Below are 25,051 nucleotides of genomic sequence, written 5' to 3'. Positions count from 1 at the left end.
TATAGTTCAAAATGCCTACACGCTGCGTAGACATTTTGAACAGGCTAAAGCCGTATTAAAAATGCCGTATAAGCTGCAGTTCTAAAAAACTGTAACTGATACGGCATTCTCTTTACCTGTTCGCTCTGTCTACAAAGACTCCTCTATAAACAGATGCACATTCGTCTATATAGTGTGCAAATTACTGAGCAAGAAAATCGTTGATCTGCTCTACCAGGACATCTACGTCCATCCCGTGCACCATAGCAGCCTCTTCAAGAGACTCCATCTGGGAAGACGGGCAGCCGATGCAGTGCATACCGGCTCTCATAAGAACCCCTGCAATGTTAGGATCTAACTGAAGCAGTTCGCCGATGAGCATCTGCTTTGTCACCTGTGCCATGATCTGTTTCCTCCTTTATTCGCAAATCTGGAGAGAATCATTATCTGTAAAAGAACCACATCTGCAGTCCTTATAAAGAGTCTCCACCCTTGTCTATTATAATACGATTTTTTACAGGAATCAACATTTACAGTTCTAAAATTTTGTTTATAATTTTATACTTGTAATCCAACGATAGATATATTAGAATAGATTCAGAACCCGGTTAAGGGTACAAAAGAGATTAAAGGAGGATATAACTATGGCATATGTAATTTCTGATGAATGTGTAAGCTGTGGAACATGCGAAAGCGAATGCCCTAACGAGGCTATTTCTCAGGGTGATGATCATTACGTGATCGATGCAGATGCATGTGTTGAGTGTGGAACTTGCGCTGATGTCTGTCCTACAGGCGCTATCAGCCAGGAATAATTTCCTAAGAACGATCAAATGGCTGTCGCTATATGCGGCAGCCATTTTTCATTTATGATCTGAGACAAGTCTCACTGATCACATATGTATTTTATGTTTCTTTTTATTCTTCTTTTCTATTGCTACGGCAGCTTCCTTCCTTGCAAGCTGCTGTCTGCGGATAGCTGCATCAATAGAGCGGCATCTTGCCTCTCCGTCATTCTGAGTGTGAAGTTCCTGTTGGATCAGTCTTTCCAGGATTTGTTGGAACTCCAGGATCTTCCCTGAATCCTCGCTGGCTGGCGGCAGTTCTTTACATCTCTGTCTTTCCTCCTGATCTGTATCCTGATCTTTTTCCTGATCAGTATACACCTGAACAGAAGTATCTTCCAAAAGCCTGACCTTACTCTGGCTCATCCCAGGAGCATTCCTGGCAATCTGGGGAACCAGTTCCTTAATGGCCTTAAGCTGCAGTCCTCTTTTCTTAAGTTCCTGAATATTCATAAACAACTGAATATCATATCCGGTGTAGTATCTGTGTCCAAGCTCATTTCTTCCGATTCTCAGATCCAGTTCTTCTTCCCAGTATCGAAGAACATATGGCTTTAAGCCTGTGATCTGGACGGTCTGTGCTACCGTATATCGCTTATCCACGCTACCCCTCCTTTTTGTAATGCACCTGTGTCCAATATGGTTTGTATCGCACACCTGCATCTTGTTTTAATTATAACAAAGGGGTAATAGATTGCAAGAAAAAGCGATTGACAAAATCCGCCTTACTTTTTCATATTTACAAACTGTGTATATCTTGGCAGCCATACCAGTTCAACCGTACCGATAGGACCATTTCTCTGTTTGGCAATAATGATCTCAGCAATATCCTTTTTCTCTGTATCTTTGTGATAATAGTCATCTCTGTAAATAAACATTACCACATCCGCATCCTGCTCAATGGCTCCCGACTCACGCAGGTCAGAAAGCATTGGTCTATGGTCAGGTCTTTGCTCTACTGCACGGCTTAGCTGTGACAATGCGATCACAGGCACTGACAGCTCCCTGGCAAGAGCCTTCAAGGATCTGGAAATATCTGAAATCTCCTGCTGTCTGGAATCTGTTTTGCCGGATCCGCTCATCAGCTGAAGGTAGTCGATCATAACAATCCCAAGATTATGCTCCAGCTTATATTTCCTGCACTTGGAACGAAGCTCTGCAATAGAAATACCAGGCGTATCATCGATGATCAAGTTGGATCGTCCGATAATGTCTGCGCCTTCCACAAGCTTTGTCCAATCCTCATCTTTCAGATTACCTGTACGCAGATTCTGTGAATCCACATGAGATTCCATGGCAAGCAGACGGTTCACCAGCTGCTCCTTTGACATCTCAAGACTGAAAATTGCTACTGTTATATCCTTGCGGAAAGCCATATACTGGGCAATATTCAATACAAAAGCAGTCTTTCCCATAGAAGGCCTGGCAGCGATCAGCACCAGATCTGACCCATGCATGCCGGAGGTCTTGTAATCCAGGTCTACAAAACCGGTAGGAATACCGGTAACAGTACCTTTCAGCTTAGACGCCTTCTCAATATTGCTGATAGAATTAAGCACTACCTGCTGGATAGGCACAAATTCTTCACTGGTACGCCGCTGCAAAATATTGAACAGCTTTTTCTCTGCTTCCTCCAGGATAGTCTGTGTGCTGTCTTTTTCCAGATAGCAGGCATTCTCCACCTCTTCATTGGCTTTGATCAGACGTCTGAGAACCGCTTTCTCACTGACGATATTTGCATAATATTTAATATTCGCAGAGGTAGGTACTGCAGTCAGAAGATCACGCACATATTCCATGCTGCTGATATCCGGTGGCAGTTCTTTTTCCTTAAGACGATTCTGCAGGGTGATCAGATCTACCGGCTTTCCTTCATTGCAAAGTTCTACCATTGCATCAAAAATAATCCCATACTGCTTCTGATAAAAATCATCGCTTGTCAGGATCTCAGAGGCAACCAGGATCGCATCCCTGTCAAGGATCATGGCGCCAATCACTGACTGCTCTGCCTCAATACTGTGCGGAAGTATCCGTTTGATCAATGCTTCTTCCATGAAATACTTACTGCTCCTCTTTTACCCATACTTTCAGGCTTCCAGTTACCTTTGGATGAAGGCGCACCGGAACATTGGTAACGCCAAGGTTACGAATGGGGGATGAAAGCTGCAGTTTCTTTTTATCGATTTCAAGATTCAGCTGCTTCTTAGCCGCTTCAGAAATCTCTTTACCAGAAATAGAACCAAAGGTTCTTCCACCTTCTCCTACTTTCAAAGTAAGAATGATCTCTTTTGTTTCAAGCTCCTTTGCAAAAGCCTGTGCTGCCTCGAAATTTTCCTGTGCAACCTTTTCTGCATTGGCTTTCTGAAGCTTCAGGTCATTCAGATTCTTAGGTGTAGCTTCTACTCCAAGCTTCTTTGGAAGGATCATATTTCTTGCATATCCGTCACTTACATTTACGATTTCGCCCTTTTTCCCGAGGGACTTTACATCTTCCAGTAAAATTACTTTCATGATTCCTTAAATTCTCCTTCTTCGTATAATTGATCTATGATTGCTTTCAGCATCAACTCCGCCTCGTCAAGACTTTCCTTCAGCTGTGCACCGGCAATATTCAGATGACCGCCTCCGCCCATCCGCTCCATCATGATCTGTACATTCACTTCATCAATGGCACGGGCACTTACATATACTTCTTTGTTGTATGGAGTAAGTACGAAAGAAGCCTTTACTCCTGCAATATTCAGAAGCTCATTAGCAGCCTGTGCCCCTACAACGGTAGGGCTTTCCAAGCCTTCGCTTGGGCATTTTGCAATGGCAAAGCATTTCCTATAAATGCTGGCAGTACGCACAACCTCTGCCCTTGCCTTGTAAGAATCAATATCATCCCGCAGCATCTTACGCACTCTGGTAATATCTGCTCCATTCCTTCTAAGAAACGCTGCTGCTTCAAAGGTACGTACACCTGCTCTGGTGGTAAAATTGTTGGTATCGATCACAATGCCGGCATACAAGCAGTCTGCCTCCATGCTCCGCAGGCGAAGATCGTCTGAAAAATATTGAAGAATCTCAGCTACCATCTCACAGGTAGAAGAAGCATACGGCTCCACATAAGAGAGTACTGCATTCTGTATCACTTCACTGCCCCTTCTGTGATGATCCAGTACTACAATGGTCTTTGTAAGGTATAAAAGATCCTCACACTCTGTATAACTTGGCTTGTTGGTATCTACAACAACCACAACTGTGTTATTGTCCACAAGATCCTTGGCCTGATCTGCATCTACAAACATAGATGGCTCATAATCCGGACTTCCCACATAACCTGCCATCAAAGGACGAATGGATGTGGTAGGATCATTCACCACAATATGCACCGGCTTTCCAAGTGTCTTCCCGGCACGGTATATACCAATGGCTGCTCCTAATGCATCCACATCTGTGATCTTATGTCCCATAACCACAACACGATCCTTGGTACTCATAAATTCCTTAAGGGCCTGTGCCTTTACCCGTGCCTTCACTCTAGTTGCCTTTTCCATCTGTTGTGCCTTACCGCCAAAGTATGTGATGGTATTGCCATTCTTGATCACCACCTGATCGCCTCCACGGCCAAGTGCCATTTCGATGGCAATCCTGGAATACTCATAATTCTGCAGATAAGTAGATCCGTTCAATCCAATACCGATACTTAAGGTAACAGCCATTTCATTACCGATATTAACCGTTTTTACCTCATCCAGAATATGGAATCTCTGTTCCTTTAATGCTTCGAGGGAACTCTGACGCATGATCAGGAAATATTTGTCTTTTTCCAGCTTACGAACAACGCCATCAAAATTTGAAAAATACTTGGTGATCTTCCTGTCGATCAACGCGATCAAAAGAGAACGGCGTACATCCTCCACGCTATCCAGCGCTTCTTCATAATTATCCAGATACGCCAAGGCTACAACCAGCTTGTCATCTTCATTCTTCTGGATATATTCCTGCAATTCTGTCTCGTCATAAAGATACAGGGCAATCAGACTCAAATCATTCTGCAGCTTCTCCAGAATATCTGTATGCTCAACCACATCCTTCATGGTGATACACTGCATAGATACCCTGTAGATCTCGTTCCCTAAGCCGGTGGTTACTTCTGTTATGTCCTTCTGCCCCGGCACTGGCAGCTTCTCCTGGGTAATATCCGGAAGAAGGGTAGCTATATTCTTATTGTACAACTGGTCTTTCCCCATCAGGCTTGCAAACAGCCGATTGGACCAGACCATCCTGCCGTTGGTATCCATAATGGCAAAGGGCAGTGCCAGATCCTCCAGCATACGTTTCTCCAGGGCATTGTATTGTGTGGTAAATGCAACCAGGGCGTTGAGAATCATTGGCTTGTGGTGAATATAGATCAGCAGAACGATCAGTAAGTACACAGCCAGTCCCAGGGATACTAAAAGTCCTGCCCTGATATTAACCATATATACCAGAATATTCAGTCCAAGAAGCAGAATTGCCAGGTACATAGGGGTCCGCATATATTGTTTCAATGGCCCTCTGAATTTTAATTTTTCTTTCATGATTTTTCCCATTCTATTACATAGATAAAACCAATTTTACGTGGACCTATATATTATACCAGATTCATGGAAATATTTCCATACCCAAGTAAAATAAGAAAAAGCCCTCAAATGCTCATAAAATAAGCATTTGAAGGCTTCCAAACATCTGCATTGCTGCATTCAGGAAATTAGTCCTGGATGTATGGCATTAATGCCAAATGACGTGCTCTCTTAACTGCTACAGTAAGAGCTCTCTGATGTTTTGCACAGTTACCTGTAATTCTTCTTGGAAGGATCTTTCCTCTTTCAGAAACATACTTTCTTAACTTTGCTACATCTTTGTAATCGATCTCGTTATTCTCTTTGCCACAGAATACACAAACTTTTTTTCTTCTGCGTCCGCCTCTTCTCTTCATGGGAGAATCCGGTCTTTCGCCTCTATTGCTGTAAGCCATGATTAGCTTCCTCCTATCTTCTTGTTATCATCCGTTTGTTCGTCTGAGAAATACCTAATTAAAAGGCAGTTCCTCGTCAATTCCATCAGGGATGTTCATAAATCCGTCTGCACTTGCCGCACTTGGTGTAGGCATAGATGGTGCCGCAGCACTGTTCTGAGGATGGGATGCTGCATAGGAATCACTGGAAGATTTACTCTCTGCAAACTCCTGCTCCTCAACTACAACCTCTGTTGTATAAACCTTCTGGCCGTCACGGTTGGTATAACTGCCGGTCTGAATACGGCCTGTAACCGCAATCTTCAGTCCCTGTCGGAAATACTTCTCAGCAAACTCTGCTGTACGTCCAAAAGATACACAGCTGATAAAATCAGCGGATGCCTCGCCATCACGACGAAACCTCCTGTCTACTGCCAATGTATATCTGGCAATTGCCAGTGCATTCTCCCCTGCGGAATATCTTACTTCAGGGTCTCTTGTTAAGCGTCCCATTAAAATTACTTTGTTCATTCTATTTACCTCTTTCGATGATCGGTTGAACGGGTTCTTAATGGTGCTTTCTGATTAATTGCCAAAAGCTTATGCGTCTTTTCTGACAACTAAGTATCTTAATACATTGTCCATGATACGCATATGTCTTTCTACTTCTGCCGGACACTGAGCATCTGCTTCAAACTGAATGAAGTAGTAGAAGCCTTCATGCATTTTCTGAATCTCGTAAGCTAATTTCTTCTTACCCCATTCTTCAACTTCTGTGATTGTGCCATTGTAACGTGTGATGTAGCCTTTAGCTTTCTCAACAACTGCATCACGTACTTCGTCCTCAACTTTTGCACTCACAACTAATGCTAACTCGTACTTGTTCATGCCTGTCTTACCTCCTTATGGTCTATTGGCCCTTTGCCTGTCAAAGAGCAAGGATATGAATATATCACGATTGTTGATTTTAACACATTTTCCCGGCTATGTAAAGCCCTATTTTTCTTTTTCTAATGATTTTTATTCTCTTTATAATTATTCTTATGCTTTTTATGCTTTATGCTATTTTAGTTTTCCCTGTGTCATTGATCTTGTGATTTTTTCTGCAGATTCCTGGTATTTTTCTCCACCATCTTCCGCGGCACCATGATCTGGTGGCCGCATCCTGTACATTTCAGCCTGAAATCCGCCCCTACACGAAGGATCTCCCAGTCTTTGCTGCCACAGGGATGTGTTTTTTTCAGCGTGACAATATCTCCCACTTCATAAAGAAGTCCCATGACTATGCTCCTTTACCTGTAATTGTGAAAACACCTGCCCAATCGGCTCCTGGATCAGAAGATCTGCATACCGGTCTCTCGGTGTAGGTGACTTGTTGATCACTACCAGATGATCTCCCTGAAAATAATCGATCAATCCTGCTGCCGGATATACAGCCAGGGACGTCCCGCCGATAATCAGTACCTGTGCCTGGGAAATAGCCTTCACTGCCTCTTCAATGGTATGTGTATCCAGCCCTTCCTCATAGAGGACAACGTCTGGCTTAATAATCCCGCCACAGCTGCATCTAGGCACTCCTTCTGAATGTTTCATATAAGAAAAATCATAAAACTTCCGGCATTTCATGCAGTAATTCCTATATACACTGCCATGAAGTTCCAGAACATTCCGGCTTCCGGCCATCTGGTGAAGATTATCAATATTCTGGGTGATCACAGCCTTAAGCCTGCCAGCCCTTTCCAGCTCTGCCAGCTTCTGGTGAGCTGCATTTGGCTTTGCAGTATCACACAGCATCTTATCTCTGTAAAACCTGAAAAACTCTTCCGGCTTTCTCATAAAAAAAGTATGGCTTAAGATCGTCTCCGGCGGATAATCATAGGTCTGATTATACAGCCCGTCCTGACTTCTGAAATCCGGGATCCCGCTTTCTGTGGAAACACCCGCTCCGCCAAAGAATACAATATTATCATACTGATCCACAAGCTCCTGCAGTTTCGCTATCCCATTCTCCATCACTACAGCCTCCTCATACTAATTATCCTTTTCTACATCCAAAGTATCAACTCTTTTACCCTGTACCACATATCTGGTGGATTCGTTGCCTGTACAGGTAGAAAGTGTAACGATCTTGTCCTGTATGGTAAGCGTACCTGGTGTGGTCTGGATCTCTGAAAGAGTTGGCATCTTGTCCAGATAATCCTGAAATTCCTTACCAGGTCCTTTAAACAATGTATATGTATCACTATTTACCGCTGTAACATAAGCGGAAATAATCTCATACCGATAATCCTTCTCAGGTGTAAAAATCCAGAAATATTTGCTTTTCTTGTATGTTTCCGGGTCTTTACTGAATTTTTTCAGCTGTCCGAACATAGAACCATTCTTCATATTGTGTCCGTATACCAGTGTATTACAATCGTTAAAATCTCCGGAATTCTCATAGTCAATGAAAATCGTGCCTGCAAAATTGTAATTCTTCTCATAGGTCATGTGAAGATAAGTACTGTTATCCTTTCCCTTCACAATAGGATAACTTACATTATCCAGTGCTTCCACATAAATCCATCCAATCACATCCGTATTCACACTGCGAAGAGTATCAAAATCAATCTTCATAGGTGCTTTCAGATCAGATTTCTTTTCATCGTCTGTCTCCATGTCGATTGGATCCTCATCAGGATCACGCTCTGTCACTGCCATCTGTGCGATCTGGTTATATTCGTCAGAGCCCTTTTTGTACTCTGTGTAAATGTGGTACAAATTAAAGGCTGCATAACAAAAAACTCCCACAGCCAGAAGCAGTACCAGAGTAAGCACCACATCACCGGCGGTTTTCTTTTTTTTCTTTTTATTATCCTTCATAGCGCGCCTCCTCTTCAAGAATGCCTCGGCATTCTTGCTGCGAGGTGCGCGTCATGCAATTGCATGACATACTTCTCCTGCGCACCTCTGCAATCCTGCCGGAGGCTATATCAGCTGGGGGATTGACTCCCACCACTGATACCAGCTTGTTACTCGCCACCTATAGAGGTGGGAGTCATCTCCCAGCTGATATAATTATAGTAATCCCTCCCGGAAGTTGCAAGTATTATCTTGACTTCAAAGCCTGCTCACAGGCCTGTAAAAGCTGCTGCTGTTTTCCCGGCAGAAGCTTGTCACTGTACTTAAAATAGGGTGCACAGCCATGCTCTGCAATAAAGGCAGACGCCAGCGGATTCCCGGTAAGCCTGGTTACCATAAGCATCATCTCTGCTCCATCCCCAAAGGCCTTTTCCATAAAGTCAAAAGCTCTTAAAAGGGCATGTCCTGTCTGGGCACAAAGAACTTCTGTTTTCTGCTTCTCTTCCTGAAAGAATATCTTTATTCTCTCAAATTGCTCTTCTCTTTTGGTAATATGAAGTTTCCTCAGTTCCAGATCATATCTTTCCATGCATGCAATCGTCTGTCTCTCCAGCAACGCTTCCTCCATGGAAAGGAGACCTGACGTTTTTCGTACTTCAAAGCTTTTCTTCTGATCCTTTATATACTGTCCAAACCAGCTATCTGCTTCGGACTTTGCGTTCTTATCTGTTATGGGGTTATTTTTCAGTGCATACAGTTTATCATAAAGAAGAGACAGCCGCTTTTTGCCTGTATCTGCACACATCAGCCTTTCATTCAGATCTTGCAGAAAAAGCCCGGTAACAGTAAGCCGTTCTTCTGCCGATCCATTCCCGGCCATATCCAGCTTTTCTTCCTCCATGTGCTTTGAAAGGCTTCCGTCCAGAATCTGGTGGATTCCATAATCTGTGCCATACTTTTGATAAATCTGGTAATAAGAAGCGAAATCCCTGCCAATTTCCTTTTCCTGAATGAACTGACAGATCAGATTTTCAGTCACTTGGATATCCAGATCTTCGTAGCTTTTCAGGATCCTGGACAAATCCTCCCATCCTCTTGCTGTAACAAAGGCTTTTTCCTCCCGGCTGCTCCTTATGTAGTAAAAACTGTCCCTATGGATATTAAGATAAGAAAGCACTGCTCCATGGATCTTATTTTGCCAGGCATATTCCATCCAAGCCTCCAGATCCGGCTGGATCTCCATCTTCCGGACCCGGTCCAAAGTTACAATATCAAACTCCCGGACAGACTTGTTATATCCTGATGGATTACCTGCTGCTACGATCAGCCACCCTGCCGGTACCTTATGTCCGCCAAAGGTCTTATTCTGAAGAAACTGAAGCATGGCTGGTGCAAGTGTCTCAGACACACAATTGATCTCATCCAGAAACAGGATTCCTTCCTTCTTTCCTGTACTTTCCATCTTGGCATATACAGCTGCAATGATCTCACTCATGGTATATTCCGTAACATCCATGGAAATGCCCTCATATTCCCTGGAAACGATTTTGGGAAGTCCTACTGCGCTCTGACGGGTATGATGTGTCATTGTATAAGAAACAAGACCTATATTTTCTTCCTTCGCTACCTGCTCCATAATAGCGGTTTTACCAATGCCAGGTGCCCCTATCAGGAATAAAGGTCGTTGATGTACCAGCGGATATGTATAATTCCCTTCTTCATCCTTTTTCAAATATGCATGCAGTGTATTCACAATTTCTTGTTTTGCCTCTTTAATATTCATCATCTTTGCTCCCTGCAGACAGCTGCTTGCCGTTTTCCCGATTATTCTCTGTTAAGTCCACACCTTTAATACGTAAGCCCAGGATGGAACCATTTTCAAGGAATCTGTATCCTTCAAAAATACAAAGGCTGTATCATAGTCCGGCCTTTCTTCCGGATAGACTCCGTCCCCATCTGTAAAATAGATCAAAGCCCCCAGATCCTTAAGCTGACCTTCCTTCCGAAGCTGATCCACATAGCGGAAAACCGGACAAAAATCTGTTCCTCCACGTCCCTGGATCTCTATTTTGTCTTCCAGTTTTCTCCAGTCCTCTTCTCTGCGGATCACATCTATTTTTTGGATACAGCAGTCACACTGGATCAGATATACCTCCATCTCACTAAAAAAGTTTTCTTTGCTGCTTAAAATACTATATGTTTCCTCCAGAAACCTTTGTACGATAGCAGCTGAACAGGAGCCTGAGGTATCAATGGCAATCACCAGCTGGGAAAGCCGGCTGGCTTCCTGATATTCCAATGGTTCGATCAGTGGAACATCCCCATAGTACTCCATACCATAGTTATAAAATATATAATCAAAGCTTTCCGTATCCAGCTTTACTTCTTCCCGTATATGAAAATATTTCTGAAGAAAATCCCGGTAGTCATAATCCATCCTGCCTGCAAGCCTTATTTCCTCCTGGCGCATGCCTGGAGACATACCAGCCCACAGTTTCTTTTTCTCTTTTCCTCTGGACATGGACAAAAGAACCTCTTCCCATTTCTTCCAGATTGCCTTAGCACCTGTCTGCTTTTCTCTCCATAAGCTGTGATCATCTATTCTTATACTTTTTTCCAGTTTTAACTGCTCTTCTTTCTTAAGACAGCACAATGTGTCATAGATCCGATAAGGAGAAAGATCCTGCTCTTGATGTCCCCCAACCTCATTCCCGGTAATGGATGTGCAGATCCTTTCTACGAATATGTCACAGGCAAGATCCCACAGATTTTCCTGCTCCTTCCCTGCAAAAAAGGGATGCAGATAAATACAGTGCAGGATCATATGCAGATAAGCCTTTGTAACAGTCCCTGGATCCTCCTGATATTTCTGTAGAAGCCATACAGGGGAAAATAATATTTTTACTCCATCCGTCCCTATCCCGGCAATTCTGTCATCTGCTTCCCACTGTAAAATAAACAGTGCCTGTTCAAAAGAGGGATACGATAAAAACAACTGATTCCGACAATATTCAAGGATCTGTATGCCGATCTGTGCCTGGCTGCTGTCATAAGCATGTTTCCAGGGAGTTGTCCTATAAATCATATTCTCTGTCTTCATATCCGTATCTGTCATTTTTCTCCTTCATTAACCAGACCAGGGCTTGTAATCTGCCTTCTTCCCTGGCAGTCCGTATGAAAGTCTCCAGTTCCTTTTTGCCATACCAGCCCTGTTCAGCCAGTATTTCCATCTGTTCAATCTGCTGACTCCTGATCAGCGCCTCCATTGCCGGACGGATCCTTTTTTTCAGGTAAAAAGTATATTCCTTCTGCCGTTCATCCTCTCCATCAAAAGCAAAAAAGCCGTCCAATGCTGCCTGCAGCCGGACCGGCTCTTGCCTGGCACTTCGGAACCTGTGGTATGTTTCATCTTCCATAACCAGCGTCCTTTCCTGTCCCTTTCAGAGTACCATAACCTATAATGTCTGTCATCAATATCTATACCGTTTCCTGTATTTCAAAAGAAAAGCCACAGCCATCACAGCTCCCAGCCCTTCTGCAACTACAACCGCGCCCCAGATACCATTCAATCCAAATAACAAAGGCATCAGGATCACCAGACCACCACGTAAAAGGAAAGATCTTGTGAAAGAAAGCAATGCAGAAACCATTCCATTACATAGTGCAGTAAAAAAAGAAGAAGCATAAATATTGATCCCGCAAAACAGGTAGCCCAATGCAAAAATACGAAAGCCTCCAACCGTCATGTCAAGCAGCTGCTGATTGTATCCTACAAAAGCAACAGACAGCGGATGACTGACGCCTTCTGAAACAGCCACCATTGCCACAGAAGTAATGCCGATCACAGTCAGGCTTTTCCTGAAAATATTGTGAAGTTCCTGATGATTTCCTGCCCCATACTGATAGCTGACAATCGGTGCGCTGCCAGCCGAAAAACCCAGAAATGCTGCTACAAATACAAAATCCACGTACATCATAACCGAATAAGCAGCCACACCACTCTCGCCGATGATCCGCATCAGCTGGATATTATATAAAATACCGATCACAGATGCTGAAATATTACTTAAAAGCTCAGAAGAACCATTGGAACAGGCCAGAAGCAGCTGTCTTGGATAGAAACGAGTCTTCGTAAGGTGAAGGGCACGTTCCCTTTTCTTAAGGAAAAAGAAAAGAGGCAAAATACCGCCTACCACATAGCCCATCACTGTAGCAAGGCCTGCACCAGTGATCCCCAGGCCCAAAACTGCAATAAATACATAATCCAGAACCATATTGGTGATCCCGGACAGTATGGAAAGCACCAGTCCTAGCATTGGCCGTTCGCTGACCACAAAAAAATTCTGGAAACTGGTCTGAAGCATAAAGGGAACACTTCCTGCAAGTAGAACTGCTCCATAGCTGATACAGTCATCAATCAGAAGCTCACTGGCACCGGCAGCCCACATAATAGGCTCAACAAGCAACACTGTGATAACGGAAAGCAGACCTCCCACAATCATGATCGTATAGATGATCATGGAAAAATACCTGTCTGCCAGTTCTTTATTGCCTTCCCCTAATGTCCTGGCTACCAAAGCGCTGCCGCCGGTACCCAGCATAAAGCCTATGGCTCCTATGATCATAGCAATAGGAAAAGCGATATTTACTGCAGAAAGTGCCATATCGCCAACAAGATTAGACACAAACAGTCCGTCTACCACGCTGTATAACGATGCTATTACCATTGTCACTATAGAAGGAAGTGTAAATCTTAACAGTCTTCCATAACTAAAATGATCGGATAATCTGATCTTCATAAACAAAAACCTTTCTTATTTTCTATATGCGAAAAGAGGAAGGCCATTATCATCCAAGGGAAGGGAAACCACTCCCTGGATCAAAGGCATTGCATACTGTATAAAATCGTCTGTCATATCATTGCCAGATTCTGCGATCCATGAAACAGGAACAGGCTTTTCTTTATTGCAGATCTCATTTACATCTTCCAACCCATAATTCAGTACATATTCATCCTTTTCGCTGTCTCGTATAAAGGACACCATCTTTCCGGTTTCACCCTGTACAGCAGCCTTTACGCCAAATGCTCCGGCCTCCATAGCCTCTTTCTGGTCTGCAGCAGAGAGCATAGCTGTAGAGCATCTCTGATTTACATTCAGTTCTACAGACCTTACCTTTACCTGAAGACGGCTTCGTACCAGATTTTCAAGATACTTTCCGCAGCCTGTAAGCATTTTGTGCCCGAAATTATCAGTGCATACATCATTCTCATATTCGCAGATAAAGGTTCCTTTTTCATCCCTGATCCCTTCGGATACACATACCACCACATTACAGTTCTTATCAAAAGCATGCTCCACATCCATCAGGAATTTTTCAGTGTCAAAAGCCTTTTCCGGCAAATATACTAGAAGCGGATTATCTCCTGAATATTTCCTGGCAAGCACGGAAGCAGCAGTCAGCCAGCCTGCATGACGGCCCATGATTTCAACAATTGTAACAGATTTTTTCTCATAAACATTAGCATCAATAACAATCTCCCGCACTGTGGATGCCACATATCTGGCAGCACTTCCATATCCTGGTGTATGGTCTGTCTTCACCAGGTCATTATCAATGGTCTTTGGAATCCCCAGGATCCGCACATCACTGCCGATCCTTTCTCCATACCGTGACAGCTTACTTACTGTATCCATGGAATCATTGCCGCCTATATATACAAAGTAGCCAATATTCATATCATGAAAGCTGGCAAAGATCTGCTTATATGCCAGATCATCCAGATTTTCAGGAAGCTTATGTCTGCAGGAGCCAAGATATGCCCCTGGTGTATATTTCAATGTTTCCAAATCTTCCCCCGGAAGCGCCACGTCAAAATCCATTACCTGCCCCTTCAGAAATCCCTCAATTCCATTTACCATTCCATAAATACGGTCAACTTCAGCCTGATCTCTTCCCCCTTTAACAATGCCATAAAGACTGCTGTTGATTACAGCTGTCGGTCCTCCTGACTGTCCTACGATCAGATTTTTTCTGTCCATATCATAGCCCTCCTTCTTAAGATCTGTAAATCAGTCCTCTCATTATATATGAAAATCTCTAAAAAGTAAATGTGATATAGCCATTCATTGCTTTACTATATCCTTTTTATCCCTTATAATTGAAATAATGATACGCATTACACAATAACATAAAAAGAAGGTTTTACATATGGACAACAAACTTAATCTCCCTTTTCTGGATACACCGGATCCAGAAAGATTTATCAAAAATGCTGCTAAGTTCAGTGATCTTATGATGATGTACCGCTGCACCATCCGGGAACTCCAGACCAAACTGGAAGTACTGAATGATGAATTTTCCATTGAAAATAAAAGGAATCCTATTTCTTTTATTAAGACAAGAGTCAAAAAGCCTGAAAGTATTTACCGGAAACTTCAAAAGCTTGGCTATGAATTTTCTGCAGAGAATATTCAGGAACAATTGAATGATGTTGCCGGTATCCGGGTGGTCTGTGCATTCATTGACGATATTTATACGGTTGCAGATCTGCTGGCCAGCCAGGATGATATCAAGATACTGAAGATCAAGGATTATATAAAGAATCCCAAGCCCAATGGCTATCGCAGTTATCATATGATCGTTGAGGTCCCTGTTTTCTTTTCCCGCGGAAAAACACCTATGCGGGCGGAAATCCAGATTCGTACCAATGGCATGGATTTTTGGGCTACTCTGGAGCATCAGCTGCGTTACAAAAAGGGCATCGAAGAGATGGAAGGCTATGATCAGATCAGTGCAGAGCTTTTAGAATCTGCTCATGCCATGATCGAGATGGATAATGAAATGCAGCATATCAAAGACATGATCGGACAATTTCACGATTTATAAGGCTTTTATTTTATCAAAAAGAGTGTGCTGCACATTTCTGTATCAGCACACTCTTTCTTAATTCATATTTAGTTTTTACTTTTATTCACCGAATTCTTTGTGATCTTCATCCAGCTTATGTTTGATTTCAATCTTTTGTTGTGCCTCTTCCTTCTCTTCTTCCCGTGTCTTTGGAAGGATAATGTTCATGATCACCGCTATAATCGTTGCCAGCACCACCGGGGATTTCCCAAAAATGGTGGTAACCCACGCCGGAAAGCCAGCCAGTGCTGCAGTTGCCTGAGACACTCCCATTCCCAGTGCTGCTGCAAGACCAACGATGGATGAATTCCGGTAATCCATTTCTGCTGAAGCTACCAGCTTCATACCTGTCATAGCAATGGATGCAAATACAGAAACTGTAGCACCTCCAAGAACACACTGGGGAATCGTAGTAAGAATGGCCGAAAACTTGGGAACAATCCCTGCAATACCAAGGATCACAGCCGCCAATCCCAGTACCCACCGGTTAATTACCTTTGTAGTAGTAACAATTCCCACATTCTGACTGTATGTGGCAGTGGGCAAACCTCCAGCCAAGGCTCCCACAATATTAGAAATACCGTAGCCGATAATTCCTTTCTGCAATTCCTCATCCTTCGGAGTTCTGTCCATAGCACCGATGGTCGTTGCTGAATAATCACCAATGGCCTGGATGGAATTGATAGCAAACAATATACCGATGGCAATACAAGAAGATGGCTCAAACTCAATGCCAAAATGAAGCAGAGACGGAAGCTGGCAGACTCCGGCTTCTCCTATACTTGAAAAATCAACCATTCCAAAAGGAATCGCCACCAGGTATCCTGCAATGATGCCGATCAGAATAGATGCCAGCTTCCAGATCCCTTTCCCGAAATGATTCAGCACGGTTACTACGATCAATGTAAAGAATGCAATCGCCCAGTTCTGCCAGGAGCCATAGTCCGGACTGCTGACCCCGCCAGCCATGTAGTTGATGGCAGTGGGATATAATGACAGACCAATGGTAAATACAACCGTTCCAGTGATCAATGGTGGAAAAAAGACCCTGATCTTCTTTACCAGCAATCCCATTACCACAGCCACAAAACCGCCTGCCAGTTCTGCTCCCATAATCGCTGCAATCCCATAAGACTCTGCGATTGCCTGCATACTGGGAACATAAGCAAAGCTTACTCCCATGATGATGGGCAATCCTGATCCAATAGCAAACCTGGCTTTTCCTCCAATTGGAAAAAGCTGCAGCAGCGTAGACAACGCTGCCATCACCAATGCAGACTGAATCAGAATTACCTGTTCTTCTCTGGAAAGGCCCCCAGGAATTGCTCCGGAAATAATAATTGCCGGCGTAACGCACCCTACGATCATAGCTACTACATGCTGCATAGCAAGCGGAAATGCTTCTGTAAGACGGGGAATCCCATCTGTTTCAAAAATACTGCCCCTCTTCATCACAACCTCCCAATGTGTTTTTGAATACTTTCAGCATTCTTGATTCAATCATACCATCTCATGTACAAAAAAGCAATTCTTCTTCCTATTCTGATGCTGCTACGTCCTAAGCCAAGTAACTAAGCCAATCTTCTATTCTGATACAGATTCATCCTGAGCTAATTCTTCTTCATCCTGGATCTCGTCCAGCATCAAGTCATCTCCCTCACCGATCTCCTCATCTGTAGCTTCAGCCTCTTCAGCGGGGGCTTCTGTAGATGGTTTCTCAGTGATCTTTGCAGAATCATATAACAATTCTTTTACCTTTTCATCATACAGATTCTCTACCAGATATTCTCTGGTATAACCGACCTCAAAAGAAGCCGCATCCTCTCCGTAATAGTCTGCATTCTTTGTTACATAATCCTTGTATTCCTCTCCGTCTGCAGTAATGTCATTGGCTTTACAGTATGCACTGATAAACAGATATCTGTTTACAAGCTTCTCTGTTTCTGACTGTACATCCTCATCAGTAATGCCAAACATCTCCAGCACATCATCAATAGTATTATCCTCTCCTACAAACATGGAATAGCTGGAAAGGATCTCTTCTTTGCACTGATCATACAGCTCCTGTGGATATCCGTCGAATGTAGCATTTGCCATCGCTGTCTCCAACAGGGACTCTGTTACATCATAATAGCTTCTGCTGGTATATTCCTCCTCCAGATATTCCCTAATGGACTGCTCATACTCTTCAAGAGTTGTATATTCTGTATTTTCTTTTACATAATCCAGGTTGTACTCAGGTACTTCTACCTGTACCACATCAGAAACCTCAATGGAAAAATCTACCGTCTGTCCGGCCCATTCCTCCATCCACATATCTTCATCATAAGAAATGGAAAAGTCCAGCTTATCCCCTGCGGATACGCCTGTAAGCTTCTCATCGAATTCAGCACCATAATCCTCCTGGCCAAGGATCACTGAAGAATCCTCTTCCTCACCATCCTGGGAATCATCCCCTTCTACTTTATAAGTCATTGTAAAGTATACGGTATCTCCCTCTACAGAAGGCTTGTCTGTGGAGATCTCCTCAGATGCCTCGGAAAGTTCAGAATCAATCTCATCCTGTACCATATCATCGGTGATCTCATATGTGTACTGAACAGCCTCCAGATCCTTGGTTTCCCCAAGAGTCACATACTTGTCCGCATCCTGGACCAGATAATCTGCCGGAACTACCTTAGAAAGATCTTCCTCCTCCAGTCCGGTATCCTCATCTTCCTCCGCATCTGTCAGATCCTGTTCGTCCTCATCTGTACTATCATCTGCTTCACCACTATCATCTGCTGCAGTTTCATCCTGTGCATCCTCTTCAGAAGCAGACTCCTGATCTGGTGCATCTGTTGCTTCTGTAGTTTCTTTTGTTTCTGTTGTTTCTTTCTTTTCTGCACTGTTACTGCCACAGCCGGCCACAAAAAGGGCTGCCACAAGGCATGCTGCAAGATATTTACGCTTAATCATTCACAAAATTCCTTTCTTGAATACACATAAAAGCATGTAATCCTAAATCCATCAATTTCTTTGTTACTGTACCACTGCCGTATGGTTACTATAGCATAAAAAAAAGGAGAATGTAAACATTCCCCTTTAAAAGTCACAAAGATTTCACGTTTATCGTTCTTCGCGGAAATAAGAAAGTCCAAGACTTTCCGGAGGCTGATTCTCCTTCTTCTTCCGAAAACTTACAACCACCAACACAATAATGGTCACTACATAAGGCACCATTTGTACAAGATCCGTCACATATCCGGCCACCTTCACTCCCAGCATATTGGGAAGGAACTGATACAGCCAGTACAGCATACCGAAAAGATAAGCTCCCCAAATACCATTTAAAGGCTTCCATGTAGTAAAGATAACAAGTGCTACTGCCAGCCATCCAAGAGCCTCGATCTGCCCGGTAGTTGCCCAGATCCCCTGATTGTAATCCAGCACATAATAAAGACCGCCGATACCAGACAAACCTGCCCCGACACAGGTAGCCAGATATTTGTATTTTGTTACATTAATACCTGCTGCATCTGCAGTTCCCGGATTCTCGCCAACTGCACGCAGATTCAGTCCTACCCTGGTCTTATTCAGAAAATAATGAAGCACAATGGCAACAATGATAGCTGCATATGCAAGGAATCCATAAGGAAATACTACCTTGCTTACGATCCCAAGCTTGGAAGAAAGGAAGGGGATCTTCTTTGAAAATGCAGAATAGGCAAGAGGTGCAGCTGTATAGCTGGCTCCATTTAAAATAAATACGCCAAAAAAATTGGCAACTCCCATACCAAAGGTAGTAAGAGCAAGACCTGTCACATTCTGGTTGGCACGCAGGGTGATGGTCAGGAAGCTGAAAATCAATCCTCCAAATGCAGAAGCAGCAATGGCTGCAAACAGGGCAATGATCACACAGATCCAGCCCTTTGGATCTGAGGATAATTTCTCATAGTAATAAGAACTTGCAAATCCGGCAAAGCCTCCCAGATACATGATCCCAGGTACACCTAAGTTAAGATTTCCTGATTTTTCTGTGATTGTCTCACCCATAGATCCAAACATAATGATCGTTCCAAAAGGAATCGCCCGGATGATCCATGCAATTAACGTACTCATTCCTGCACCTCCTTCTGTTTTGAACCACGAAATACCATTTTGTAATTAATGAAAAACTCACTTCCCAGGATAAAGAACAGAATAACACCTTCGATAATACTTGCAGCATAATCATTCAGGCTGTAAGCAGAAGCGATCTCTGCTGCTCCTCTGGAAAGGAAAACAAGAAGGAAGGAAATCAATGCCATGTAAAAGGTATTAAACTTGGCCAGCCATGCAACAATAATAGCAGTAAATCCCTGTCCTCCGGCAGAGGATGTGGAAATCGTCTGATCTCTTCCTGCCACAACCAGGAAACCTGCAAGTCCGCAGATCGCACCGGATATCAGCATGGTACGGATCGTTACCCATTTAACATTAATACCAGCATATCTGGCTGTATTTTCAGACTCTCCAACAACAGTGATCTCATATCCCTGCTTGGAATATTTCAGATAAAAATACATTACAATCATCAGGATAAACACAACCAGGATATTAATGTTATAACGCTGTCCGAAAAACTGGGGGAACCAGCCTGCCTGAGTAGACATATTCAGTTTTCCAAGGCTGGATGCCTTTCCACGCATAATGTTGGTCATACAGGCAACGATACTGGTTGCCACATAGTTCATCATCAAAGTAAACAAAGTCTCATTTGTATTCCAATATGCCTTAAAAACTGCAGGGATCAGTCCCCAGATACCTCCTGCAATAATGCTTGCAAGAAACATAACCAGAAGCAATGCAGGTGTTGGAAGACTCTGTCCGCATTTTACCATAACCAGTGCTGTGGCAAGACCGCCTGCAAGAACCTGTCCTTCTGCACCGATATTCCAGAATTTCATTTTAAATGCAGGCGCCAATGCAATACCAATACAAAGCAGGGTTACCAGATCACGAAGTGCCCATGAAAAACGAATGGATGTCATAAAGGTTCCATTAAACATAACCCCGTATACGGAAATAGGATTCAGCCCTGTAACAGCAAAGATAAAAATTGCATCCACTACAAGTGCGAGTACAATGGCAAGCGCACGGATCAGCACTTTATTCCCTATAGAAGCGCCATCCCGCTTGATGATACGTACAAAAGGCTCTTTTATTTTCTTAGTTTCACTGCTCATTCCTGTGCACCAGCCTTTCTCAGATTTGTCATAAGAAGACCTACTTCTTCCTTTGTGATCGTACGTGCATCTACCATTCCGTTTGCTTTTCCATCACACAGAACAAGGATCCTGTCACACAGGTCGATCAGTACGTCCAGATCCTCACCTACGTATACCACTGCCACACCATGGCGTTTTTCTTCATCCAACAGATTGTAAATAGTATAAGAAGTATTAATATCAAGTCCACGCACTGCATAAGCGGTCATAAGGACTGTAGGCTCTTCTGCAATCTCACGGCCGACAAGAACCTTCTGCACATTACCACCGGACAGTCTGGATACCGGAGTATTGATGCTTGGTGTAACTACTTCCAGCTCTTCACGGACCTTCTCAGCCATCTTCTTAGGTCCTTTCATCTCTGTAAGGAATGAACGGCCTGCACCATAGGTCTTCAAAAGCATGTTTCCGGTCATGCCCATAGAGCCAACCAGTCCCATTCCCAGACGATCCTCCGGAACAAAAGCAAGATGAACTCCTGCATCACGGATCTTCTTTGGTGTTTTGCCGATCAGCTGCAGCGGCTTATCTTCTTTTCCTTTTTCGTAGAACTTTATGCTGCTTCCCTCGGCAGTGACCTGAAGACCTGCAATGGACTCCAACAGCTCTTTCTGTCCATTCCCGGAAATACCGGCAATGCCAAGGATCTCACCGCCATAAGCATCAAAGCTTACATCATCCAATACCTTTACGCCTTCCCGGTTATAAACAGTAAGATTAGAAACAGAAAGACGTTTTACTGTATCCTTTGGCTGGGTACGTTCAATATTCAGCTCTACCTTTTTTCCTACCATCATCTCCGTAAGAGACCCTTCAGTAGCGTCTTTTGTCTCAACTGTATCCACATATTCCCCTTTTCTCAGGATCGCCACCCGGTCTGAGATAGCCAGCACTTCATGCAGCTTATGTGTAATAATGATCACAGACTTGTGATCCTTCTTCATATTGCGGATCACAGCGAACAATCTTTCTGTTTCCTGTGGGGTAAGTACTGCAGTAGGCTCATCCAGAATCAGGATCTCTGCACCTCTGTACAGAACCTTGACGATCTCCAGAGTCTGCTTCTGAGATACACTCATCTCATATACTTTCTGGTCCAGATCCAGATCAAAGTGATACTTTTCACAGATGGCCTTTGCCTTGGCCCTGATAACTTTCATATCAAATTTTTCTTTTTTCTCAAGTCCAAGGGCAATATTCTCAACTGCTGAGAACACATCGATCAGCTTAAAATGCTGATGGATCATTCCGATGCCAAGATCGTAGGCATCCTTGGGAGAACGTATCTCCACAGGTGTTCCGTTCACACGGATCTCTCCTGAATCCGGGAAATAAATACCTGCGATCATATTCATAAGTGTGGTCTTCCCGCTTCCGTTCTCGCCCAGCAGGGACAGGATCTCACCCTTCCTTACGTTCAGTGTTACGCCTTTATTGGCAATCACCTTACCGAATGTTTTAGTAACATTCGTCAACTGAATTGCATATTCCAAACTCCTATGCCTCCCTTCTGTATATCTGTCTGTATGCGGGGGCTTTTGCATCCCAGACAAATAAAGAGGGCTGCCGCATGAACCTTGCAGTCTATGCAGCAACCCCTTTGTATACCAGCTAAATTACTCTACTGCTTCTGCGTCCTCTGTGATTCCATCAATACGAAGTGTGAAATATGGTGCGCTTCTGAAGGTAGACTCTGCAAAATGTCCATCCTCAATGGCTTCCACTGTATCTCCCTGGTAAATAACAGATGCCGGATCTGTGGAGAAATCCATGAATGAAAGATCACAAGGTGCACTTGTAACTTCTTCACCGTCAACTGTAAACGTAGATGTATCAAATATCTGAAGAGAACCATCTTTGATCTTATTCTCAACATCCTCTACGTACTCTGCCGTGCCTTCTGCACAGGACTCACCAAGATCTGTAATGCCTACAGCATTATCTGCAAATCCCTTGGACCAATCCTGCTCAAGATCGCCGCCACTCATAACGGTAGCAATTGCATATTTGTAATATGCTTCCCAGTTATTGGTTGCAGATGTAAGAGCCGCTGTAGGAGCAGTTGCGATCATGTCGATGTTATAACCAACAGAATAGCAGATCTTACCACTGTCAAGAAGCTTCTGGGTAGCCGCCGGAGCACCTGTGGAATCTGCATGCTGTCCGATGATCACAGAACCATTTGCGATCAGTGCCTCTGCTGCTGCACCCTCTTTGTCAATATCAAACCAGGAGTTAGTGTATTTTACTTCCATTACCACATTAGGAACTACACTGCGAACTCCGAGGAAGAATGCTGTATAACCAGATACAACCTCTGCATAGCTGAATGCACCTACGTAACCGATCTTAACATTGCCATCTGCATCAAAGCTGTCCGGCTGTGTCTCTTCTGTAAGTGTTCCGTCGTCCAGAAGCTGCTGCAGCTTCAGACCGGCAACAACGCCAGACACATAACGTGCTTCATAAATGTTTGTGAATGCATTCTTTAAGTTCTCGCATCCGCTGATGGCTGCGAAATCACCTGTCATGGAAACAAATGTAACGTCCGGATATTCCTGTGCTGCCTGTGCCATGAATGTCTGATGTCCATAGCTGTTTGCAACTACCATGCTGCATCCCTGCCCTACAAGGTCAACTGCGGAATCATAACAGGTCTGGTCTTCCGGTACTTTGTACTTCCAGATAATCTGGCTGTCATCAAGACCAAGCTCTTTGGCTGCTGCCTTGATACCTGCGATGTGAGCTGCGGAATAACCCTCTGTCTCATCACCGATGAGGATCACACCCATCTTAAAGTCCGGATCCACTTCTACGCTGTCGTCAGCGGCATAAACAACAGAAGTAAAGGCGATCATAGAAATGACCATTACTGCTGCAAGAAGAAGGCTGACAACTTTTTTCATGCTTTTTTTCATAAAATCTTCCTCCTTTTTAAGTGGTTTGGTAAATTTCAACTTTATTTTATTTTTTTTATTTCTCAATGTCAACTATTTCTACCAAAAAATAAGTTTGAATTTTCACCAAATTTACAACCGTATCCAACCTTTTTTTTGATTTTTTGTTCTGAATTCCTTCGGTGTCATACAATATCTATTTTTGAAAACCCTGTGAAAATAACTGCCATTTTCATATCCCACTACTGCAATAATATCGCTTACAGACAGATCTGTATCACACAAAAGCTCTGCGGCCTTATTCAGCCGCTTTCTCTGAAGCAGATCCTTGAAATTAAAGCCTGTGGTCTTCTTGATCATTTTGCTCAAAACATGAATGGGAAGCTTCAGCATTTCACACAGCTCAGTAAGAGTAGCTGTCCTATACTGTTGCTCTATATAATTCAGGGTAGTCATGAAGATCATATTTTCATAAGGATTTGGAATCCGCATCTCCACATACTGGACAGAATCCAAAAGATACAGGAAAATCAGTCCCATGGTGGTCTGGTTGATCCGGTTGTCCTCCCCTTTCCCGGTAACAATGGAGTATATCATATTTTCCAGAAGATTCTGGATCTGCAGATTTTCTGCCACCTTAAAATGAAGATATTCTCCTCTTTCCTCATCACGACGCAGCACATTTACCAGAAAATCAGCAAGAAAATTTCCTGCTCCTGCCATAGAATATGCCACATCAAAAAACTGGGGCAAAACCATAAAATTGATCACGATGTCATCCACCCCTGCCGGAAGAATCTCATGACTAGTATACTGATTCAGAAAAAGAAGCTCTCCTGTTTTAAGTACTACTTCCCTGCCGTCAATAATATTGGTCACAGATCCCATGCATACATACAGCACCTCCACATAATTATGCTTATGAGGCGGGAAATGCACAAACCTTGTATGGGTCCTTACAGTGATCAATTTACCTTCTTCAAGCATTTTTCTGCTGTCTACAATAAAATCCCTGCCTGAAGTATACAGATCCTTGTCTACTTCCTGTCCTTCAAGAATCTTCTTCTCTTCTTCTGTGATCTTTCGCAGCTGTTCCAGCAATTCCTTTTGCATGTTTTCTCCTTATAGTTGTTTACCAAATCTTTTTCTTCTGAAATGTGCACCGCCCAGGCACGCATATAAAACAGCAGGCTGCTGCAAAATATCTTTTTAAGATATTCCATGCAGCAGCCTGCTGTTTTATATTATCATTCTTTCTTATGGATAGCAACCGTTTCTATAGATTAGTACAGTTTCCTAAAATGAAACTTTAAATTCCACCGCCCGCTTATGCGGTGGAATTTACTCTAA

At 43.3% G+C, this 25,051-nt stretch carries 25 protein-coding genes; 2 read left to right on the top strand and 23 right to left on the bottom strand.

What is annotated here, in order from left to right; translation table 11 throughout:
- Positions 1–181: 181 nt before the first annotated feature.
- Positions 182–382: a DUF1858 domain-containing protein gene (locus G5B11_RS16045; protein ID WP_158420093.1), complete on the bottom strand. Its 201-nt coding sequence runs from the start codon at positions 380–382 to the stop codon at positions 182–184.
- Between the two features lie 241 nt (positions 383–623).
- On the opposite strand from G5B11_RS16045, the gene G5B11_RS16040 reads away from it, so the two are divergent.
- Complete coding sequence (locus G5B11_RS16040; RefSeq protein ID WP_158420092.1) at positions 624–794, top strand: DUF362 domain-containing protein; 171 nt, start codon at positions 624–626, stop codon at positions 792–794.
- Between the two features lie 78 nt (positions 795–872).
- Here the strand turns inward: G5B11_RS16040 and G5B11_RS16035 are convergent, their stop codons facing one another.
- From G5B11_RS16035 to G5B11_RS15965, 15 genes are all read right to left on the bottom strand, one after another.
- Positions 873–1,427, bottom strand: a complete 555-nt coding sequence (locus tag G5B11_RS16035) for a MerR family transcriptional regulator (RefSeq protein ID WP_330603157.1) — start codon at positions 1,425–1,427, stop codon at positions 873–875.
- 122 nt (positions 1,428–1,549) lie between these two features.
- Complete coding sequence (gene dnaB / locus G5B11_RS16030; RefSeq protein WP_173729034.1) at positions 1,550–2,878, bottom strand: replicative DNA helicase; 1,329 nt, start codon at positions 2,876–2,878, stop codon at positions 1,550–1,552.
- A gap of 7 nt (positions 2,879–2,885) precedes the next feature.
- Positions 2,886–3,335 carry a 50S ribosomal protein L9 gene (gene rplI / locus G5B11_RS16025; protein WP_158420089.1) on the bottom strand — a complete coding sequence of 150 codons (450 nt, stop codon included), beginning with the start codon at positions 3,333–3,335 and terminating at the stop codon, positions 2,886–2,888.
- Positions 3,332–5,389, bottom strand: coding sequence for a DHH family phosphoesterase (locus G5B11_RS16020; protein WP_158420088.1), 2,058 nt, complete (start codon positions 5,387–5,389; stop codon positions 3,332–3,334). The genes rplI and G5B11_RS16020 overlap by 4 nt, the downstream gene beginning before the upstream one ends.
- A gap of 170 nt (positions 5,390–5,559) precedes the next feature.
- A complete protein-coding gene (rpsR, locus tag G5B11_RS16015) occupies positions 5,560–5,826 on the bottom strand; it encodes a 30S ribosomal protein S18 (protein ID WP_158420087.1) in 267 nt (88 codons plus the stop codon).
- A 54-nt stretch (positions 5,827–5,880) separates the two neighbouring features.
- Positions 5,881–6,336 carry a single-stranded DNA-binding protein gene (locus G5B11_RS16010; RefSeq protein WP_158420086.1) on the bottom strand — a complete coding sequence of 152 codons (456 nt, stop codon included), beginning with the start codon at positions 6,334–6,336 and terminating at the stop codon, positions 5,881–5,883.
- A 69-nt stretch (positions 6,337–6,405) separates the two neighbouring features.
- Positions 6,406–6,693: a 30S ribosomal protein S6 gene (gene rpsF, locus G5B11_RS16005; protein WP_158420085.1), complete on the bottom strand. Its 288-nt coding sequence runs from the start codon at positions 6,691–6,693 to the stop codon at positions 6,406–6,408.
- Positions 6,694–6,887: 194 nt separating this feature from the next.
- On the bottom strand, positions 6,888–7,085 hold the full coding sequence (locus tag G5B11_RS16000) for a DUF951 domain-containing protein (RefSeq protein ID WP_173729033.1): 198 nt from the start codon (positions 7,083–7,085) through the stop codon (positions 6,888–6,890).
- On the bottom strand, positions 7,069–7,818 hold the full coding sequence (locus G5B11_RS15995) for an NAD-dependent protein deacylase (RefSeq protein WP_158420083.1): 750 nt from the start codon (positions 7,816–7,818) through the stop codon (positions 7,069–7,071). Before G5B11_RS15995 ends, G5B11_RS16000 begins: the two co-directional genes overlap by 17 nt.
- Positions 7,819–7,836: 18 nt before the next feature.
- Positions 7,837–8,667: a class B sortase gene (gene srtB, locus G5B11_RS15990; protein ID WP_158420082.1), complete on the bottom strand. Its 831-nt coding sequence runs from the start codon at positions 8,665–8,667 to the stop codon at positions 7,837–7,839.
- 226 nt (positions 8,668–8,893) lie between these two features.
- The gene (locus G5B11_RS15985; protein ID WP_244093049.1) at positions 8,894–10,432 is read right to left on the bottom strand and encodes an ATP-binding protein; all 1,539 of its coding nucleotides are present in this window, start codon (positions 10,430–10,432) and stop codon (positions 8,894–8,896) included.
- Positions 10,433–10,480: 48 nt separating this feature from the next.
- Positions 10,481–11,761, bottom strand: coding sequence for a vWA domain-containing protein (locus G5B11_RS15980; protein ID WP_244093048.1), 1,281 nt, complete (start codon positions 11,759–11,761; stop codon positions 10,481–10,483).
- Positions 11,721–12,062: a hypothetical protein gene (locus G5B11_RS15975; protein WP_173729032.1), complete on the bottom strand. Its 342-nt coding sequence runs from the start codon at positions 12,060–12,062 to the stop codon at positions 11,721–11,723. Before G5B11_RS15975 ends, G5B11_RS15980 begins: the two co-directional genes overlap by 41 nt.
- Positions 12,063–12,116: 54 nt before the next feature.
- A complete protein-coding gene (locus G5B11_RS15970) occupies positions 12,117–13,445 on the bottom strand; it encodes an MATE family efflux transporter (RefSeq protein ID WP_173729031.1) in 1,329 nt (442 codons plus the stop codon).
- Positions 13,446–13,460: 15 nt separating this feature from the next.
- Positions 13,461–14,687 carry a 6-phosphofructokinase gene (locus G5B11_RS15965; RefSeq protein ID WP_173729030.1) on the bottom strand — a complete coding sequence of 409 codons (1,227 nt, stop codon included), beginning with the start codon at positions 14,685–14,687 and terminating at the stop codon, positions 13,461–13,463.
- Between the two features lie 169 nt (positions 14,688–14,856).
- On the opposite strand from G5B11_RS15965, the gene G5B11_RS15960 reads away from it, so the two are divergent.
- A complete protein-coding gene (locus G5B11_RS15960; RefSeq protein WP_173729029.1) occupies positions 14,857–15,534 on the top strand; it encodes a GTP pyrophosphokinase in 678 nt (225 codons plus the stop codon).
- An 81-nt stretch (positions 15,535–15,615) separates the two neighbouring features.
- Here G5B11_RS15960 and G5B11_RS15955 read toward each other — a convergent pair whose 3' ends face one another.
- The 7 genes from G5B11_RS15955 to G5B11_RS15925 all read right to left on the bottom strand — a co-directional run bounded on the left by G5B11_RS15955 (position 15,616) and on the right by G5B11_RS15925 (position 24,814).
- Positions 15,616–17,007: a uracil-xanthine permease family protein gene (locus G5B11_RS15955; protein WP_158420077.1), complete on the bottom strand. Its 1,392-nt coding sequence runs from the start codon at positions 17,005–17,007 to the stop codon at positions 15,616–15,618.
- 132 nt (positions 17,008–17,139) lie between these two features.
- The gene (locus G5B11_RS15950; RefSeq protein WP_173729028.1) at positions 17,140–18,513 is read right to left on the bottom strand and encodes a hypothetical protein; all 1,374 of its coding nucleotides are present in this window, start codon (positions 18,511–18,513) and stop codon (positions 17,140–17,142) included.
- Positions 18,514–18,663: 150 nt separating this feature from the next.
- Complete coding sequence (locus G5B11_RS15945) at positions 18,664–19,656, bottom strand: ABC transporter permease (RefSeq protein ID WP_158420075.1); 993 nt, start codon at positions 19,654–19,656, stop codon at positions 18,664–18,666.
- Complete coding sequence (locus G5B11_RS15940) at positions 19,653–20,762, bottom strand: ABC transporter permease (RefSeq protein ID WP_173729027.1); 1,110 nt, start codon at positions 20,760–20,762, stop codon at positions 19,653–19,655. The genes G5B11_RS15945 and G5B11_RS15940 overlap by 4 nt, the downstream gene beginning before the upstream one ends.
- Positions 20,759–22,348, bottom strand: coding sequence for an ABC transporter ATP-binding protein (locus G5B11_RS15935; protein WP_158420073.1), 1,590 nt, complete (start codon positions 22,346–22,348; stop codon positions 20,759–20,761). Before G5B11_RS15935 ends, G5B11_RS15940 begins: the two co-directional genes overlap by 4 nt.
- Positions 22,349–22,420: 72 nt before the next feature.
- Positions 22,421–23,722, bottom strand: a complete 1,302-nt coding sequence (locus G5B11_RS15930; protein WP_244093047.1) for a BMP family ABC transporter substrate-binding protein — start codon at positions 23,720–23,722, stop codon at positions 22,421–22,423.
- 111 nt (positions 23,723–23,833) lie between these two features.
- Complete coding sequence (locus G5B11_RS15925; RefSeq protein ID WP_173729026.1) at positions 23,834–24,814, bottom strand: AraC family transcriptional regulator; 981 nt, start codon at positions 24,812–24,814, stop codon at positions 23,834–23,836.
- Positions 24,815–25,051: the final 237 nt, after the last annotated feature.

Origin of the sequence: Blautia glucerasea (genome assembly GCF_013304385.1) — a bacterium.
In the GTDB taxonomy this organism is placed as follows: Bacteria; Bacillota; Clostridia; order Lachnospirales; family Lachnospiraceae; genus Blautia_A; species Blautia_A ammoniilytica.
This window is presented reverse-complemented; position numbering and strand designations above follow the sequence as displayed.

Excerpts from the sequence above, each read along its gene's own strand:
- G5B11_RS16040 (WP_158420092.1), top strand. The coding sequence starts at position 624 with ATGGCATATGTAATTTCTGATGAATGTGTAAGCTGTGGAACATGCGAA.
- rpsF (WP_158420085.1), bottom strand. The coding sequence starts at position 6,693 with ATGAACAAGTACGAGTTAGCATTAGTTGTGAGTGCAAAAGTTGAGGAC.
- G5B11_RS16010 (WP_158420086.1), bottom strand. The coding sequence starts at position 6,336 with ATGAACAAAGTAATTTTAATGGGACGCTTAACAAGAGACCCTGAAGTA.
- G5B11_RS15930 (WP_244093047.1), bottom strand. The coding sequence starts at position 23,722 with ATGAAAAAAAGCATGAAAAAAGTTGTCAGCCTTCTTCTTGCAGCAGTA.
- G5B11_RS15995 (WP_158420083.1), bottom strand. The coding sequence starts at position 7,818 with ATGGAGAATGGGATAGCGAAACTGCAGGAGCTTGTGGATCAGTATGAT.
- G5B11_RS15955 (WP_158420077.1), bottom strand. The coding sequence starts at position 17,007 with ATGAAGAGGGGCAGTATTTTTGAAACAGATGGGATTCCCCGTCTTACA.
- G5B11_RS15925 (WP_173729026.1), bottom strand. The coding sequence starts at position 24,814 with ATGCAAAAGGAATTGCTGGAACAGCTGCGAAAGATCACAGAAGAAGAG.
- G5B11_RS15950 (WP_173729028.1), bottom strand. The coding sequence starts at position 18,513 with ATGATTAAGCGTAAATATCTTGCAGCATGCCTTGTGGCAGCCCTTTTT.
- G5B11_RS15970 (WP_173729031.1), bottom strand. The coding sequence starts at position 13,445 with ATGAAGATCAGATTATCCGATCATTTTAGTTATGGAAGACTGTTAAGA.
- G5B11_RS15975 (WP_173729032.1), bottom strand. The coding sequence starts at position 12,062 with ATGGAAGATGAAACATACCACAGGTTCCGAAGTGCCAGGCAAGAGCCG.
- G5B11_RS15965 (WP_173729030.1), bottom strand. The coding sequence starts at position 14,687 with ATGGACAGAAAAAATCTGATCGTAGGACAGTCAGGAGGACCGACAGCT.
- G5B11_RS15945 (WP_158420075.1), bottom strand. The coding sequence starts at position 19,656 with ATGAGTACGTTAATTGCATGGATCATCCGGGCGATTCCTTTTGGAACG.
- G5B11_RS16020 (WP_158420088.1), bottom strand. The coding sequence starts at position 5,389 with ATGAAAGAAAAATTAAAATTCAGAGGGCCATTGAAACAATATATGCGG.
- G5B11_RS15980 (WP_244093048.1), bottom strand. The coding sequence starts at position 11,761 with ATGACAGATACGGATATGAAGACAGAGAATATGATTTATAGGACAACT.
- srtB (WP_158420082.1), bottom strand. The coding sequence starts at position 8,667 with ATGAAGGATAATAAAAAGAAAAAAAAGAAAACCGCCGGTGATGTGGTG.
- G5B11_RS15960 (WP_173729029.1), top strand. The coding sequence starts at position 14,857 with ATGGACAACAAACTTAATCTCCCTTTTCTGGATACACCGGATCCAGAA.
- G5B11_RS16000 (WP_173729033.1), bottom strand. The coding sequence starts at position 7,085 with ATGGGACTTCTTTATGAAGTGGGAGATATTGTCACGCTGAAAAAAACA.
- rpsR (WP_158420087.1), bottom strand. The coding sequence starts at position 5,826 with ATGGCTTACAGCAATAGAGGCGAAAGACCGGATTCTCCCATGAAGAGA.
- rplI (WP_158420089.1), bottom strand. The coding sequence starts at position 3,335 with ATGAAAGTAATTTTACTGGAAGATGTAAAGTCCCTCGGGAAAAAGGGC.
- G5B11_RS15940 (WP_173729027.1), bottom strand. The coding sequence starts at position 20,762 with ATGAGCAGTGAAACTAAGAAAATAAAAGAGCCTTTTGTACGTATCATC.
- G5B11_RS15935 (WP_158420073.1), bottom strand. The coding sequence starts at position 22,348 with ATGCAAAAGCCCCCGCATACAGACAGATATACAGAAGGGAGGCATAGG.
- dnaB (WP_173729034.1), bottom strand. The coding sequence starts at position 2,878 with ATGGAAGAAGCATTGATCAAACGGATACTTCCGCACAGTATTGAGGCA.
- G5B11_RS16045 (WP_158420093.1), bottom strand. The coding sequence starts at position 382 with ATGGCACAGGTGACAAAGCAGATGCTCATCGGCGAACTGCTTCAGTTA.
- G5B11_RS15985 (WP_244093049.1), bottom strand. The coding sequence starts at position 10,432 with ATGATGAATATTAAAGAGGCAAAACAAGAAATTGTGAATACACTGCAT.